Origin of the sequence: Mycobacterium lacus (assembly GCF_010731535.1) — a bacterium.
GTDB classification, from domain to species: Bacteria; Actinomycetota; Actinomycetes; order Mycobacteriales; family Mycobacteriaceae; genus Mycobacterium; species Mycobacterium lacus.
Genome location: NZ_AP022581.1, coordinates 4,222,210 through 4,238,263 on the forward strand (window position 1 = coordinate 4,222,210; position 16,054 = coordinate 4,238,263).

Below are 16,054 nucleotides of genomic sequence, written 5' to 3' on the forward strand. Positions count from 1 at the left end.
CCAACGGCCTAGGGGCAACTGGCCTGCGACGTTTGAATTCAAAAAGCCCGGCGAAGCCCGGAAAATATAGAACACCGTTATGTTCATCTTGAATTAGTCTGTTAGACGCCAACCGTATGTTCGTGTGCAACATAGTTCGTTGGCAATCACCAAAATTTTGAGTATAATCGCGGCCTCAATCACGAGAACCTGCGTGGTTGTCGTATCGCACGAACACCCGGTTGCGCCTCGGCCGCAAGCTTAATAAGGGATCGCTGGACCACATGAGCGGCCCGATGACCTCTCCGCTGCGATCGGCATGACGAATCGACGACGCATGCGTCATGCCCAGGAAATGCGAGATACACAGGGCACCAAGGGATTTCGGCGGCTCGCAGGCGGCGTTGCGGGGATGAAGGCGCGCGGCCGGGTGTGACCGAACGCGGAGGCGGATCAGGACAGCCCGCGACCGGTGCGAACGTCTCCCACGGAAACGCCTAGCGAACCGCATAGAAGCTTCATAGGACATATGAAGAAAAGGCACGAATAAAAATCACGATGATTTTAATGAAATATCGTGATCAGCGCCCATTCGGAGATGTCAACAACTTTGAAGCTACCGGTAAGCCGACAACTATCAACTCGACACACGGCAATACATAGGCAATACACAGACAGATTGCAGACAACACACAGACAGTAGCCGATCCACACCGACAGCTCGCCGGAGGAACCTCATGTCTTTCGTCCGTACATATCCAGAGCACCTGGCGGCAGCGGCCGACAACCTGGCGTCAATTGGTGCGGCCTTGAACGCTGGCAACGCGGCGGCCGCTGGCCCCACCACTGGCGTCGTGCCCGCGGCCGTCGACGAGGTGTCGATCCTGACGGCCGCGCAGTTCGCTGCCCACGGTGCCCGGTTCCAGGAATTGCATGCGCGAGCGGCTCAAATCCAGGCGGCGTTGACGGCGGCGTTGGCGACCAGTGCGGGTTCGTACGCAGAGACCGAAACGGCTAACGCGGCCGCGGCGCATTAAGCGGCCCGAGGCAGTAGGGGGTAATGATGGTGGACTACGGATTGTTGCCGCCCGAAATCAACTCGGCGCGGATTTACGCTGGCCCCGGCGCCGGTTCGTTGGTGACCGCGGCGGCGGGATGGAGCGCGCTGGCTTCTGATTTGCAGGCCGCCGTGGCGGGTCATCGGTCGGTGATTACCGCGCTGACCAGCGGCCCGTGGACGGGGCCAGCGGCGGCCAAGCTGCTTTCTGCGGTAGGTCCGTTCATCAACTGGCTGGACATCAGTGCCGAGGAGGCCGCACAGGCAGCGAGTCAGGCGAACGCGGCTGCAACCGCCTACGAGACGGCGTTCCTGGCTTCGGTCCCCCCGCCGCTGATCGCGGCCAACCGCGCGCTGCTGGCGGAGTTGGTCGCGACCAACCTGCTCGGTCAAAACACCCCGGCAATCGGGACAACCGAGGCCGAGTACTCCGAATTCTGGGCTCAGGATTCGAGCGCGATGTATACCTATGCGGGCAACGCCGCGGCGGCGACCCAGTTGGCGGAGTTGCCGCAGCCGACCGAAGTGGTGAACCTCGGCGGGCTGGCCGACCAGGCCGTCGCGGTCTTCAAGGCACAACATGCCGCCATGGGGAGCATCGTGGGCGGCATGATGGGCGAGATCAACCCGCGAGTCAGCGAGGTGTTGAAGACCCTGTCTGCGCCAATCAACGGTGCGGCGATGGATGCGTGGCTTATCGCCAACACCCCGTTGGACGACATCGTCCCGCTCTACAGCAAGTACTGGTCCCCGTACGTCAATTCGCTCGCGGCCATGATTCAGTCGACGCAAACGATCGGGCAGAACAGCAGCGGCTGGTCGGGCGTCGCCAGCCTTTGCAACACTCTTTTCAAGCCTGCGGCCCCGGCGGCGGCTAAGGCGGCCGAAGGCGCCGCGTCGGCGGCCGGAGCGGCCGCGACCGCAACCGGGCAGGCTGCGGGCAACCTCGGGTCAAGCGCGGGTGGAGTGGCGGCGGGCCTGGGTAAGGCGGTTGGGATTGGCGGCTTGTCGGCGCCTGCCAGCTGGATCCCATGGCACGCCACCACCAATCCGGGAGTCGCCAGCGCGGTTTCGGCCGCCGCCGAAGGCACCAACGGGTTTCCGATGGCCCCGCCGCTCGGGCAATTCGTCAATGGCGGCGGCTTCGGCCGTAACCAGCCCACGTACGGGTTCAAGCCCTCGGTCATCGCGAAGCCGCCGGCCGCCGGTTAACGGCCGGATTAGCGCAGCGGTTGCTGGCTGAGCGGCCACCATGCATTAGGGGACAAGAAGCGATGCTTGATTATGCGTTGTTGCCTCCCGAGGTCAACTCGGCGCGCATATACGCCGGTCCGGGGGCAGGTCCGATGCTGGCCGCCGCGACGGCATGGGGTGGACTGGCGGCCGACTTGCAGGCCGCCGCGGCGGGTCATCGGGTGGTGATGTCCGAGCTGACCAGCGGTCCGTGGCTGGGGCCGGCGTCGGCATCGGCGCTTGCGGCGGTCAGTCCTTTCATTATCTGGCTGGAGAGCAGCGCCGAGGAGGCCGAGCAGGCCGCCAGCCAGGCGTTCGCGGCCGCGGCCGCCTATGAGGCGGCGTTCGCGGCTACGGTCCCTCCGCCGGTGATCGCGGCCAACCGCGCACTGCTGGCGGTGTTGGTGGCGACCAACTTCTTCGGCCAAAACACCCCGGCGATCGCGGCGACGGAAGCCCTGTACATGGAATTCTGGGCTCAGGATGCGGGCGCGATGTATGCCTACGCCGACAGCTCGGCGGCGGCGACCCAGTTAGCGGAGTTGCCCGAGCCGGCCGAAGTCGTGGACCCCGGGGGGCTGGCCGATCAGGCGATCGCGGTCTTCAAGTCCCAGGTCAACAACGTCTACAGCAGCGTCATGCAGGTGGCATCGCAGGTCGACGCCCGGGTGTCCGACCTGCTCAAGACGCTGTCGTCACCGATCAACGGCGCCGCGATCGACCGATGGATCGTTGCCAATACCCCGTTCGACGAGATCGTCCCGCTCTACAGCAAATACATCTCGCCGTACATGAACTCGGTAGCATTCACGCTTCAAAACACGCTCTTCGTTGGTGACGAAACCGCCGGCTTCGCCAAGCTCGGCAATCTTGCGAATACTCTGGCCACCGATGCGCAGGCGGCCGAGCAGGCGGCGCAGGCCGCAGCGTCTGCCGCGGCCAGCGCCGGGCCCACCGTCGGGGGCAACGTCAGCGGCGTGGCCGCGGGCCTGGGTAAGGCGGTTCCCCTCGGGGGGTTGTCTGCGCCAGCAAGCTGGACCACGTCGATCAACGCCTCAACCGCACCCGGCGTAGCAACGTTGACCAACGCCACCACCGCGGTTCCGGCCGCCGCACAAGCCGCCAACGGCACTCCGCTGGCCCCACCGTTTGGGCAGTTCATCAACGGCGGCAGAGGCCGAAAGCTGCCCTCGTACGGGTTCAGGCTGACGTTCATGACGAAACCACCGGCCGCCGGCTAGCAACTGGCACAGCGGTCGCGCGCGAATCGATCGGGCGAGTAGCTGTGCCGAGCAGACGCAAAAGAGCCCAAAACCCCCAGAGTTTTGGGGCTTTTGCGTCTGCTCGGCACAGCTAAGTCAGTCGCTGGCGGGCAGCGGCTTGACCTCCTTGAGCCGCAACGCGGTCGCGCCGACGCTTAGGCTTCCCGCGCCCGGCTTGGTCACCAGCACCTCGGCGCCGGTTTCGTCGACATAGCGCTTGCCCATCACCGTGCCGTCGGCGAAGGCCGGGTCGAGGTCACCCGAACGCTGCGCACCGATCGCCACCATCGGCGCGCCGCCGCAGCGGAGGTCGTCGAGGCTGTCGGCGCTTCTGACGACGATGACTTGGGTGTCACACACCTGGCTGGCGAGGCGAGTTCCGTTCTTGATCATGCGTGCAGTCCTTCTAGCTTCTCGATGATCTTCCTACGAACAACTTTGCCAGTGGCCGTGGTCGGCAGTTGGTCGCGAAACACTACCCGGTCGGGGGTGCGCGAGCCCCGCAAGCTGTTGCGGACATGCTCGCGCAGTTCCTCGGGGTCGGGTTCGACGCCAGGCTTCGGCACCACCACGGCGACGATCGCCTGACCCCACTGCGGATCGTCGACGCCGACCACGGCGACGTCGCGCACATCCGGGTGCTCGATCAGCACGTCCTCCAGCTCGGCCGGTGCGATGTTCTCACCGCCGCGGATGATGGTGTCGTCGCTGCGTCCGCCGATGAACAAGTAACCGTCTTCGTCGAGGGTGGCGATGTCTTTGGTTGGGAACCAACCGTTTTCGTCGAGCACCGAGCCGATCCCGATGTATCGGCCGGACACCTGCTCGCCGCGCACATACAGCTCACCGGTCTCACCCGGGCCCAGCACGGTGCCGCGGTCGTCGCGGATCTGCACCTCGATGCCGGGCAGCGGCCGTCCGACCGATCCCAACCGCCTGGCGAGCGCATCCTGGCCGCCACCCGCTGCCGCCTGCGCGGTGCGGTGGTCGTCGGGGGTCAGCACCGCGATCGTCGAGCTCGTCTCGGTCAGGCCGTAGGCGTTGACAAAGCCGACATCCGGCAGCAGGTCCAGCGCCCGGCGCACCAGCGGCAGGCCCACCTTCGAGCCGCCATAGGCCAGGTTGCGCAGGTGCGGCAGCTCATGACGGCCCGTCTCCAGCACGGAGACGATGCGGTCCAGCATGGTGGGCACCACCGTCGCGGTGGTCACCCGCTCGGCGTTGGCGACCCGCACCCATTCCCGCGCGTCGAAGTTCGGCAGGTAGACCATCCTGCGGCCGGCATAAAGGTTCGACAGCGCGGCGCCGACCCCGGCGATGTGGTAGGGCGGCACGCAGATCAGCGCGGCGTCGCCTGTGCCGGCCGAGTTGAATTCGACGGTGCCGGTGATGTAGCTCATCAGGTTGTGGTGCGAGAGCTCCACGGCCTTGGGCGCCGACGTCGTGCCCGAGGTGAACAGCACGATAGCAACGGAATCCGGATCGGCGGACTTCGTGACCGGATCGGTGCCGCGCGCGGCCGTCAGGAAATCGGCGGCGACCATCAGCCGTTCGGACGTAGCTGAGAGCAACTCGCGGTAGCGCCCGTCGGCGATCACCAGGGGCTCCGGCAGCCGCTGGATCAGCGCTCCGATGCCATCGGCGGACAGCCGGTAATTGATCGGCGTAAAGGCCAGCCCGGCCCGCGCTGACGCGAAGATCAGCAGCGGCAGCATCGCGCCGCCGGTGCCGACATACACGACATGGCGGGCATTCGAGCCCGCGATCACTCCCGCCCCGCCGTCGGCGAGATCGCTGAGCTGCTGCGTCGTCAACCGCAGGTCACCGGACACGACGGCCGTGCGATTGGGGTTGGTCGACGCCGCCATCTCGAGCAGCAACGAAATGCTCATCCCGGATCCTTCCGGATCACGCCCTTTACAAATATAGGCTGTAGTGTAACTCACCCGCCCTGTGCTCGTCGCGACACGGCAGCCGCTGCTGGTAGATCCCGGCGCCCATCGCGGGCCTCTCAGAACCGAAACGCCCGACCGCCTCGAAATCCCCCGCCCGGTCGGTGACATCGAGCCGAAGCGGCAGCTGACCGTCCCCGAACCGCGCGGACTGATCGGCCAACGAATGGGTGCCGCGCGCGGTAGTGGTGACGCGGTCGCCACGCTCGAGCGCGGCGATGGCGAGCTCGCGCCCGAATAAGTCGACGCGCCGGTGATGAACCAGTCCACGAGGTGTTACCGCCGGGCAGAGATTCGGGGGAACCAGCGTGGGACGTGGCGCCGGTATTCGACGTATTCGTTGCCATAGCGCCGCACCAGATGGGGCTCTTCCCAGAACCGGATGACGGTCAACCGGAGCGCCAAGAAGATCGCGACCCATCCCAGCAGCCAACCCGACGCCATGACCGCGGCCTCCCCGAGCAGGATGCACAACACCGCGCTGATCATCGGGTTGCGCATGTGCCGGTACGGGCCGTGCACGACCAGATGCACCGGCTCGCCGAGCAGTTCACCCACGCCAAGCGTGCCCTCGCCCCATCGGTCGAAGAGCACCACCGTCCAGACCAGCAGGCCCAAGCCGCCCGCGATCAGCAGGCCGCCGACCGTCACCAGTCCGATGCCGGCCGGCGAGTTCAGGTCCGGCCCCCGCTCGCCGGTCGCCGCCACGATCAGCGCGGGGATGACGAGCGTCACCGTGACGGGAGCGACCAGGACAGAGATCAAGTGGCGCCACCACAGTTGTTGTTCGCGTGTGTAAGTCATCATTCTTCAACCTCCGTTAAAGAACAATCTACGCCCGCACGAGCGCAATGGTCAACGCTTGTTGAAGTATGCTGTCGCCCATGTCAGAAGCCCGGCGTACGGGTCGGTGGCGCACCGGTCAGCAGAACAAGCAACGCATCATCGACGCGGCGCGGGAACGTTTCATGCGCGACGGATACGAGCGGGCCACCGTCCGCGCGATTGCCGCCGACGCCGGGGTCGACGTCGCGATGGTCTATTACTTCTTCGATAGCAAGGAAGGGCTATTCACCGCGGCAGCGCTCACCGGTCCCGAGCACCCGCTGCACCAGCTGGCCACGCTCATGGACGAGGGGACCGAGCAGATCGGCCCGAGGCTGGTGCGCCGCTTCCTCGAGCGCTGGGAGGACGACGCCGGCTACGAGCCCTTTCTGACGCTGTGGCGTTCGGCGGCCATTCACCCTCAGGCGCGAAAGGTGTTGCACGACAGCCTTGCCGGTCCGATAGCCGAGCGGGTCGCGGCCGACTACGGGGTGGGTGACGCCGAGCTGCGGGTCGAGCTGGTGGCCAGCCACTTGGCCGGGCTGGCGTTCGCGCGGTATCAGCTGAAGATCGAGCCGGTCGCGTCGACCAGCGTCGACGACTTGGTCGCCTGGCTCGCACCGACCGTGCAGCGCTACCTGACTGAGTAGTGTGGCGAGCAGCCGCAAAAGCCCCCATTTCGGACCGAAATGGGGGCTTTTGCGGCTGCTCGCGGTACCGGCTTCGTCGCTCACACCGCCGATGTGTAACGGCCCTAGATCAGGCCTGAGCCATCGCGGTCTCGACAACCGTCAGTTCTTCGGAAAGCCCAGCGGCCCGGCGTATTTCGATGAAGTCGGCCAGCATAGCCTCGGTCACCTCATGCGGGTCCTTGACGGTGGCGCCGTCGGTCAGCACCGAGATGTTGAGCTGGTCGACGTAGCTCCACACCGTGATGTTCAGGCCGCTGCCCGCGGTCAACGGGCCCACGGAATAGATCTCGGTGACCAGCGCGCCGCCCACCCGGCCGCGTTCACGGGGACCGGGGACGTTCGAGATGTTCAGGTTGAGGACCTTGTTCTGCCCCTCCCGGCCGGACCACCACCGGAACAGGGCTTCCGCACCCGCCGGTGGCCAGTAGGCCGCCCAGCGGCTGACCAGCTCCGGTCCCAGCAGCTGATGGCTCTCCTTGGCGGAGGCCGCGTTGTCGTGAGAGGCCCGCACCCTTTCCAGCGGGTCGTCGCAGTCGGTCGGCAGGGCCACCATCATCCCGCTGAAGCGATTCCCGGAAATCCGCTCCGGTGAGAAGTCGTAACTCACCGGGACCGACGCCAGCAGCGGCTCGGCCTTGCCGTCATAGCGCAGCAGCAAGCTGCGCAGCGCTCCGGTAGACATGGCCAGCACCATGTCGTTGATAGTCACCCCGAGCTTCTTCCCCGTCTCCTTCACGTCGGCCAACGCCAGGGTTGCGGTGGCGAACATGCGCTCGGGGGTGATCTTGTGATTGATGAAAGTCGGCGGCGGAGTGAACGGCATGGTGAGTTGCGGTGAGAGCTTGCGCGCGCTGCGTCGCACCCGGCCGATGCCCTGCGCGGTGTAGCGGACCGTCGTGGGGATGCGCCCGAGGTGGCGCAGGTGGTCCACGAACGCCGAACTCATCAACTCCCGCTTGGTGGGGGACGGATCGGACTGATACGTGCCGCCCTCGGGTCCCGGCAGCAGGTCCATGCCGCGTGCCATCAGGTTCGCCGAGGCGACCCCGTCGGCGAGGGCGTGGTGAATCTTCGCTACCACCGCGATCCGCTGATTGGCAAGCCCCTCAACGAAATACATCTCCCACAGCGGGTGGGCGCGGTCGAGTGGGGTGCCGGCGATTTGCCCGATCGCCTCGTCCAGTTCGCGACGCCCGCCCGGCTCGGCCAGCCGCCAGGGCCGGATGTGGTAGTCGAGATCGACCTCGCAGTGCTCGCGCCACATCGGGTGATGAAACTTGAACGGGACGTCGATCAGTTGGTAGCCCAACGGTTCGAGCTTGTGCAGCCGTCCGCCGATCACCTCGCGAAAAGCGTCGACGCCCAATTCGCGGCTATCCTCGTCCAGCTCGATGACCGCAACCTTGATGGTGTGCATGTGCACGTTCGGCGTCTCGCTGTACAGCAGTACCGCGTCCCAGCCGCTGAGCCGTTTCACCACAGCCCCCTACTCATGGGTGACCCTACATTCGGCCGGCGCTCAGATGACCTCTTCGGCGAGCTGGGCTCGACTGCGGTGAACCTGGTTGAGGAACAACGCGATCGCGTGCGCCGTCGAGCCGGTGCGAGCGCCGTCAAGAAGGTCGAAGCCGTGGCCCGCCCCGGGCAGTTCCACGTAGCCGACCGGCGAACGCGAAACCGCGCGTAACCGCTCCACAAAGCTCCGCGCCTGCCCGACCGGGATCACGCTGTCGCGGCTGCCGTGGATCACCAGGAACGGAGGCGCGTTCGGATGCACGCGGGCAATCGGCGAGGCGTCGCGAAACACCTCTGGGTGACGGTCGATCGGCCGCTGTACCACCACGCGCTCGAGAAAATCGACGAATCGGACGCGCTCGGGGGTGGAGCGGTCTTCCCAGTCGTAGCGGCCGTAGATCCCGACCACGGCGTCGACCGAAGTGTCGGAGCCTTCCGGCAGTTCGGCCTGGAATTTGGGGTCGTTGGCGCTCAGCCCGGCCAGCGCGGACAGATGCCCGCCGGCCGAACAACCGGCCACCGCAACGAAATTGCGGTCGCCGCCGAACCTGTCGACGTTGGCCCGGGCCCACGCGATCGCGGTCTTGACGTCAAGGATGTGGCGTGGCCAACGATGGTGCGGCGCGACCCGGTAGTCGATCGACAGGCACACCCACCCCAGCGCGGCCAGGTGTGACAGCAGCGCATATCCCTGGATGGTGCGGCTGCCGTGGATCCACGCACCGCCCGGAACGAAGATCAGCACCGGCGCGGGCTGGCTGGGTAAGTCATGGCGGCGCCATACGTCGAGCCGCTGGGCCGGGCTGCCCCCATACTGGACGCCACCGCGATGAAGGTGGCGGCGGTGTCGCAGCGCGCCCCACACCGGCGGTGTGCGCTCCGGCGCCGGCCATTCGACGTCCAGGTCGTCGGCCGAGACGATGCCGCGCAACGCCGTCGCGGAAACCTCGTTCGTGCTCGCGCGATCCCGGCGGCGAACCTCGTTGCTACCCGGGGTCAGCCAGTCCCTCGCCCTGGCGGACATGAGTTCGGGCGCTTGCCGGGCACCCCAGACACCCATGGCGGTGACGGCGCCCAGCGGCTCGAGGTGCTTGCCCACCACCGGCAGCGAAGCTCCCGCGACGCTTAGGGCCAGCATGTAGTCGGCGGGGCGAGCCCGCAGCAACCATCGCAAGCACGGTGCCACAGTGCGACCGGTAGACGCCATGTGGGCAGCCTACCCCCACGCGGTTGGGGGAACGCGCGATTGGGTCGCGGTTATCCACCGTTTCGCCGACGAGCAATCAGCCATCGACCGCCATAGGCGACGGCGCTGATCGCGAACATGGCCGCGGTCAGCAGCAGCCACCTGCCCAGAAACGGCTGCTGGGTTTGTCCCGTCGCGGCCAGATAGGTCGGCGCGCCCTGCTCGATGATGCCGGGCAGGAACACCAGCAGCGTCAGCCCGGCCGCCAGCGCCGGTATCCGAATGTAGTTGCGTACCGGGACTTTTGGGCCGCCCGAAGGGCACCGCCGGGCCGACGGGGATTGCCGCCGACCGACCCGCCCGGCCAGGACCCGGTCGGCCAGCGTGTACAGCGGGAACAGCACCAGATCGTGGCCGACGACCGCGGCGACGAACCAGACGGCAATCGACTGCCACCAGGTGCCCCGGTCCCACAGCTCCGCCGGCTTGACGGTGACCACTATGTAGGCGAGCAACGCGAAGCCCGACACCATGGTCAGCAGATGCACCGGATGCGCCCCGTAGACCTTCCTGAAAGATGTTGCGATACGGGACATCTCAGTGCTCCCGGAATTCCATCGCGGCGACCCATTTGGTGTTGTGCACACCGGGCAGCGCGGGAACGATGACCCGGGCCGGGTACCCGTGATCCGGCGACAGGTCGGCGCCGTCGACGCGCAGCGCGAGTAGCGCATCGGGGTCGGCGACCTGGTTGGCCGCCAACGTGGCCTCGCCGAAGGCGCCGCCGCGCTGCAGTGATGTGACCCGCGCCGAGGCCGGTTCCGGGATACCGGCCAGCCGGGCCAGATCCGCCAGCCGCACCCCGCTCCACGTCTGCACGGTCGACCACCCTTCGACGCAGGCGATCGGCAGCCGCGCGGTGTGTTGCGGCATGCCGGCCAGCGTAGCGCGGTCCAGCACCACCGGCGAGGGCCCGCCGCGCAGGACCAACCGCCAGCCGGGCCCGGTGCTCTCCGGCGTGATCCCGGCGGCGGCCGCGGTCTTGTTGATCGGGAAGTCACCCGGGCTGCGAACCCGGCCGCGTGGCAGCAGCAGGGCGGCCCTGCGGGTGAAGCCGCCGAGGGTTTGCCCGGCGGTCAGCACGCCGATCAGCAGCACACCGGCGCCGACCAATCCCAGGGCGCCGCGCCGGCTCATCGTCGGCTCGCCCGGATCGGCGGGCACCAGCCCGTCCGGGTCGCGCGGCTGCGGGCGGGTGTCGGCGACGCCCGCGCGCAACACCTCTCGCAGCGGCAGCGATCGCAGCCCGCTGATCATGTGCGGCATCTTGACGGCGATGTGCAACAGGAAACCGGCGATGAAGACCCAGGCGCCGAAGTAGTGGCCGGTGTAGAAGCTGAACCCGAAGATGTAGTCGTACTGGATGTTGAGTACACCGGTGGCGATCTGGAACAGGATCCCGCCGACCAGCATCAAGACCGACAGCCGCTCGAGCAGCTGGGCGATCGAGCGCGCCGGCGGCCACACGAACAGCCGCGGGATCACCGACCACAGCTTGGCCAGCACCACGGGAATGATCAGCAGGCCCAGCCCCACGTGCAGGCCCTCGGTCAGCCGGTACAGCCAGGAGGGACGGGTCGGCCAGGTGAAGGCGGGCAGCCGCAGCCAGCCCACGTCGGCCGGGATCGCCTGCCCGTATTGCGGCGCATAGGCGATGTAGGACAGCAGCCCGGTGATGATGACGATCGGCAACGTCACCAACAGCACCAGGCCGAACACCGACGTCAGCCACGGGCCACGCAGCGGGCTGCGAAACCGGGACAGCCGCTCGACGCCGGGCGGTCGATGCCGCTCCAGCGCGCGCCACAACCGCGCCGGAAAGCCGTACTCGGGTTCGCTCATAGGGCCGCCAGGCTCGCGAGCACCCGGTTGCCGATCAGCCGGACACCGGTCAGCGTGAGGCCCACTTGCGCGGCCAGTATGGCGGCGCTGTCCACTTCGACCGACGCCCATCGGAACCAGGGCCCGACCTCGCGCGCCGACTCCAGACGCACCCAGCGCGCCCGGATACCGATGACCTCGGGGTCGAATTCCGCCACGCACCGCCCACCGCGGCCCAACAACTCGGCGGCGCGACCCAGAATCCGTCGCGGATCCCCGCCCAGGCCCACGTTGCCGTCCACCAACAACACTGTGCGCCAACAACCCGTCCCGGGCAACGGCTCGAACACGTCACCCAGCAGGGCCGGCGCGCCGCCGCGGCCGGCCAACCGGATCGCGGTCACCGACCGATCGATGCCAAGCGCGGGAACCCCCCGCCGCACCAGCCGCGCGACCAACCGGCCCGGCCCGCAGCCCAACTCGATCGTCGGCCCGCTGCACATCTGCGCGACCACCTCGTCGAAGGCCTCATCGAAGGGGTCACCAACAGAGCGCCCGTTCGACCAACGATGGGCCGGCAACGGGCGCACTTCGCCGTCCTCATGACGGATCCAACATCGCTCGCCGCCAAGCGCCCGGTCGTACAGCTGCCCCAGCATGTCACGCCTTTCGTATCGTGCCAACCAGACCGGCCCGTGCCCCAATACCCGGATCGACGGTCGACTACACCACACCCGCCAGCAGGCACGGCGGCTGGGGTGAAACGGATCACCGAGTGATTCGGAGCCGGAGCATGCCGAGACGGATACTGGACCCGTGGCGACCGACGAGGTTCACGCCGAACGAAGACCTGGCCTGTGCTAACCACCCGAAGAGGGCCGAGGCGCCGTGCGAGGTCGAAGCTGTACCGGGCGACGTGTCGCGCGCGGCGCTGGAATCTGACTCGCCGGGTCACATTGCGAAGTAGACGAGCTCGCCGCCGATGATCGTGGCGGCCACCATGCCGGCGTCCAGCTCGGCCAGCGCCGTCGCCGGTGGCTCGGTGAGCACGCAGAGGTCCCCCGGCTGTCCGGCTTCGACGGTTCGCGCCCGGCCCGGTTGATCGGGCCGGCCCAGAAACATCGTCAAAGCGGTAAGCGCCGAGACACGTTCGTTCGCATTGAGGATGGTGCCGCCGGGTGTGGTGCGGTACACCGCGGCGCGCATCGCCGTCCACGGGTCACCGTGGCCGAACGGCATGTCGGTGGACAGCGCCACCGGCACCGTCGCGTCCAGCAGGGATGCGACCCGCCATAGCTGCGTGTGCTCCGCGGGTGGGACCTCGGCGACGTACTGCTCGCCGCGCTCGGCGACGAAGTTGGGCTGCGTGACCACCGTGACCCGCAGCTCCGCGAGGTCGGTCAGGTTGTCGTCGGGCACTACGGCAGCATGCTCGATGCGATCCAGCGGATGACTACCCGCGGCACGCAGGGCCGCGATGGTCACCACCAGTTGGGCCGCGGTGACGCAGTGCACCGCAACCGGCCGTCCGGCGCGGTGCTGGTCGGCAATCCAGTCCGTCAGGGTGTCCAGGTCGAGCCGATCGTCGCGCAGGATTTTCTTACCCGGTGACAGGAAACGCAGCCGTGGCCGAAACTCACCGCGACGGTGCGCCACCACCAGCGAGACGATGTCGTCGGCGTCGAGGTCGGGGGTCGCGTCGGTGACGCCGGTGACGCCGGTCGCGGTGATCCGACGGGACAATTCCGCCAGGTCGGTTTCGCGGCGCGCGAGCGCGTCCGACCAGCCACGGTCGTCGCTGCGCAGCCGCCCGTCAGGATGTTCGGCCAGGCCGACCCGGCCCAGCGCGGCGGAGTTGAGGATCCACAGCGCACCGCTGCGGTGCTGGATGCGCACCGGAATGTCGGACACCACGGCATCGAGGGCGCTCCGGTCCAATTCCCCGGCGACCGACTCGTGATAGCCGACGGCGCGAATCCACCCGTCGGGACCCGGCGTGGCATTCGACAGCAACTGTGTCAGTTGGGCTTTGGTGCTGACCCCGGGCGGTCCGACGAAGAACGAATCCAATGCACCGGCCGCCGAGCGCAGGTGCACGTGGTGGTCATGCAGCCCGGGCAGCACCGTTCCGCCCCCGGCGTCGAGCACGCCCTCCCCGTGCCTGGGGGTGAGGTCGTGGCCGACCTCATCGATCTGCGCGCCGACGCGGATATCGGCGACCGTCCCGTCTAGCAACGTGGCCCGCTGAATCAGCATGATCGACGGCGTCTTTCGCAGACCAGGCGACGCACCGCGTCGTTGTCGGCGCCCAGCGCGGCCGCCGGTCTGGATGGCGGCGGCGCTGGCGGTGGTGGGGCCGGGTGCGCCGAAACCGACGCCCCCGCCGGCAGCGCCGCGTAGGTCGCGGCGACGGCGGCCATGGATACGTCAAGGAGTTCGCCGCCCCCGCGGCCCAGTGATTCGGCCAGCGCCGACGTGGCCTCCAGCCCGGCCAGCGGGTCGGCGATGGCGTCCCCGCAAAACACGGGTCCCACTCCGATCAGGCCTCCGGCTACGGCGGCGTCATCACCAAACGCGGGTCGTCTGGATCGCTCGCCGTGCCCGGTGATACGCACCCAGATGCGGCCCGCCCGCGGCGCGATATCCTCCGGGCCGAGTCGTCGGCGCGCCAGCGCGGCGGGCCGCGACCCTTCGATCACGACGTCGGCGACCGCCAGCAGCTGCCGCAGCTCGTCGGCGTCGCGGTCGAAATCCAGGCAATAAGAGAGCTTTTCGCCGTTGATCCAGTCGAAGAAGGTGTGGTTGCCGGCGCGGGTGCCGTCGGGGCGGCGCGGGCTTTCGACCTTGACGACGGTTGCGCCGGCCCGGGCCAGCAGATGCCCGCACAGCGGGCCGGCCCACATCGCCGACAGGTCGGCCACCAACAGGCCGGATAGCCCGCGCGCGGGTGTCCGCCGCCAGATGCGGCGTATCCGAGGGGGTGCGGCCGTGGCCTCGCCGAGGGCGGCGGCGGGGATGTCGAGGAGTTCGGCCCGCTCAGTGATCCCGGCCACCAAACGTGTTGCGGCCCATCGCTGCAGCATCGGCCAGGGGTCATTGGGTGTTTCATCGATGCGCAGCAGCGCGGGGACCGCGGCAACGTCGTCGGGGCGGGACAGCGTGATCGCGCACCAGCCGTCATGTGCTGGAAGCAACCGGGTTGCGCCACCGGCGGAGACACGGCCACCGCGGGTCAGGCCGAGCAACCCGGCACGTCCGGTCAGCAGCGTCGCCGCATCGGGGGCGATCCGCTCGGCACGGCCCAGCACGTTGGCACGGGAGAAGTCGGGTGGCCCGTCGGGCAGGCCGGTCAGGTAGGCCAGCCCGCAGCTGCCCCACCTAGCCGCCGCGGAACTCACCCCACCCATTGTGCTCGCGGGCCGTGCAGGGGCTCAGAACTGCAGCGCGCTGAACCGCCAGTCCAGCACCTGCCGGTCGGGCTCGTCCGCCGAGTCGCTGACGGCGTAGACCAGCGACCGCAGGCCCAGCACGCCCCCGTGGTGCGTCGGTTGCGCCGACTCGACGTGCAACTCGCTGTAGAGGGTGTCGTTCTCGCGCACCGGCCCGGTGTGGTCGCAGGATTCCCAGCCCAGGACCGTCGCCAGGTTCGGCAACAGTCGGCTCGTCTGCGCGAGCGCCAGGCCGATGGTGTGCCCTCCGTAGACCAGCCGTTTTCCGGCGACACGCGAATCATGGTGGGTGGCAGCGATGTTCAGGGTCAGTCGCGCTAGTTCGGGCGCGCTGCTGACCAGGTCCCCGGTGCTGTGCATTACCGTGCCGGCAATTCCGGCGTCAAAATGCGGCCCCGGCACCCGATTCCGGAAGGCCTCGCCATTCCATTCCGCGGTCGGATCGGTGGCCGGCGGCGCCGCGTCCGCGCCGATCGCCGACAGGTCGTCACCGAGTTCATCACCGGGAGTCCAATCCGGGCTGGCGGGCAGCATGGCGCACCGGTAGAAGTCGAGCACCAGCCGGTCGGCCCGGTCGATCGTGGTCATCCGCAGCGCGGCCATTCCCGTTGGCGCCCGGCCCGGCTTGGCCGAGTTGGCTCGCAACCCGACCACCTCGGTGCGGGTGTATAGGGTGTCGCCGATGACCGGGAACCGGTGGAACGTGAGGCCGCGGTAGAACAGGTTGGCTTTGACCCGCTGGGTGACCAGCGTTGACTGCCCGATCGCCACATCGCACACCAGACCCGGATGGGCCAGCGCGGCCGGGGCTCCGGTCACCGCCGCGGTCAGGCCGGCGTCCAAGGGAAGGCGCAGCCGGTCGCCCAGGATCGCCTGGTGGGCGGCGGCCAACCCGGACGACAGGGTCATCGCGGGTGCCCAGTCGAACACCTGGCCGATCGCGAGGTCGTCGAAGTAGGGCCCGCCTTCGCGTACACGCGCGTAAGTCACAACGCCACATGCTGGCAGGCTGTTGAAACGGGG

15 protein-coding genes and 1 pseudogene are annotated in these 16,054 nt (G+C 68.0%); 4 read left to right on the forward strand and 12 right to left on the reverse strand.

Annotation, left to right across the window (positions count from 1 at the left end; genetic code table 11):
• The first annotated feature begins 716 nt into the window (after positions 1–716).
• The 3 genes from G6N24_RS19460 to G6N24_RS19470 all read left to right on the forward strand — a co-directional run bounded on the left by G6N24_RS19460 (position 717) and on the right by G6N24_RS19470 (position 3,510).
• Positions 717–1,016 (forward strand): PE family protein, encoded by a 300-nt coding sequence (locus tag G6N24_RS19460; protein ID WP_085159907.1) that lies wholly within the window; start codon positions 717–719, stop codon positions 1,014–1,016.
• 26 nt (positions 1,017–1,042) lie between these two features.
• Complete coding sequence (locus tag G6N24_RS19465; protein WP_163745569.1) at positions 1,043–2,248, forward strand: PPE family protein; 1,206 nt, start codon at positions 1,043–1,045, stop codon at positions 2,246–2,248.
• A 62-nt stretch (positions 2,249–2,310) separates the two neighbouring features.
• Entirely contained in the window at positions 2,311–3,510 is a 1,200-nt protein-coding gene (locus G6N24_RS19470; RefSeq protein ID WP_085159903.1) for a PPE family protein, read from the forward strand.
• Between the two features lie 117 nt (positions 3,511–3,627).
• On the opposite strand, the gene G6N24_RS19475 is transcribed toward G6N24_RS19470, so the two are convergent.
• The 4 genes and pseudogenes from G6N24_RS19475 to G6N24_RS19490 form a co-directional block, all read right to left on the reverse strand.
• Positions 3,628–3,924 carry a hypothetical protein gene (locus G6N24_RS19475; RefSeq protein WP_085159901.1) on the reverse strand — a complete coding sequence of 99 codons (297 nt, stop codon included), beginning with the start codon at positions 3,922–3,924 and terminating at the stop codon, positions 3,628–3,630.
• Entirely contained in the window at positions 3,921–5,423 is a 1,503-nt protein-coding gene (locus G6N24_RS19480) for a class I adenylate-forming enzyme family protein (RefSeq protein WP_085159899.1), read from the reverse strand. Before G6N24_RS19480 ends, G6N24_RS19475 begins: the two co-directional genes overlap by 4 nt.
• 136 nt (positions 5,424–5,559) lie before the next feature.
• A pseudogene (locus G6N24_RS24940) lies at positions 5,560–5,753 on the reverse strand (short-chain dehydrogenase/reductase); the annotation flags it as partial.
• 6 nt (positions 5,754–5,759) lie between these two features.
• Entirely contained in the window at positions 5,760–6,290 is a 531-nt protein-coding gene (locus tag G6N24_RS19490; RefSeq protein ID WP_085159895.1) for a methyltransferase family protein, read from the reverse strand.
• A 77-nt stretch (positions 6,291–6,367) separates the two neighbouring features.
• Here G6N24_RS19490 and G6N24_RS19495 point away from each other — a divergent pair, with 77 nt between their 5' ends.
• Positions 6,368–6,958, forward strand: coding sequence for a TetR/AcrR family transcriptional regulator (locus tag G6N24_RS19495; RefSeq protein ID WP_085159994.1), 591 nt, complete (start codon positions 6,368–6,370; stop codon positions 6,956–6,958).
• Between the two features lie 109 nt (positions 6,959–7,067).
• Here the strand turns inward: G6N24_RS19495 and G6N24_RS19500 are convergent, their stop codons facing one another.
• The 8 genes from G6N24_RS19500 to G6N24_RS19535 all read right to left on the reverse strand — a co-directional run bounded on the left by G6N24_RS19500 (position 7,068) and on the right by G6N24_RS19535 (position 16,021).
• Positions 7,068–8,477, reverse strand: a complete 1,410-nt coding sequence (locus tag G6N24_RS19500) for a WS/DGAT/MGAT family O-acyltransferase (RefSeq protein ID WP_085159992.1) — start codon at positions 8,475–8,477, stop codon at positions 7,068–7,070.
• A gap of 42 nt (positions 8,478–8,519) precedes the next feature.
• Entirely contained in the window at positions 8,520–9,722 is a 1,203-nt protein-coding gene (locus G6N24_RS19505; RefSeq protein WP_085159893.1) for an alpha/beta hydrolase, read from the reverse strand.
• A gap of 50 nt (positions 9,723–9,772) precedes the next feature.
• Positions 9,773–10,297, reverse strand: a complete 525-nt coding sequence (locus G6N24_RS19510; RefSeq protein ID WP_085159891.1) for a hypothetical protein — start codon at positions 10,295–10,297, stop codon at positions 9,773–9,775.
• Position 10,298: 1 nt separating this feature from the next.
• The gene (locus G6N24_RS19515) at positions 10,299–11,603 is read right to left on the reverse strand and encodes a molybdopterin-dependent oxidoreductase (protein ID WP_085159889.1); all 1,305 of its coding nucleotides are present in this window, start codon (positions 11,601–11,603) and stop codon (positions 10,299–10,301) included.
• Positions 11,600–12,241, reverse strand: a complete 642-nt coding sequence (locus G6N24_RS19520; RefSeq protein WP_085159887.1) for a methyltransferase domain-containing protein — start codon at positions 12,239–12,241, stop codon at positions 11,600–11,602. Before G6N24_RS19520 ends, G6N24_RS19515 begins: the two co-directional genes overlap by 4 nt.
• A gap of 292 nt (positions 12,242–12,533) precedes the next feature.
• Complete coding sequence (locus G6N24_RS19525; RefSeq protein ID WP_085159885.1) at positions 12,534–13,838, reverse strand: amidohydrolase family protein; 1,305 nt, start codon at positions 13,836–13,838, stop codon at positions 12,534–12,536.
• Positions 13,832–14,989 carry a CoA transferase gene (locus G6N24_RS19530; protein ID WP_085159883.1) on the reverse strand — a complete coding sequence of 386 codons (1,158 nt, stop codon included), beginning with the start codon at positions 14,987–14,989 and terminating at the stop codon, positions 13,832–13,834. Before G6N24_RS19530 ends, G6N24_RS19525 begins: the two co-directional genes overlap by 7 nt.
• Positions 14,990–15,013: 24 nt before the next feature.
• Entirely contained in the window at positions 15,014–16,021 is a 1,008-nt protein-coding gene (locus G6N24_RS19535; protein WP_085159881.1) for a MaoC family dehydratase, read from the reverse strand.
• Positions 16,022–16,054 lie beyond the last annotated feature (33 nt).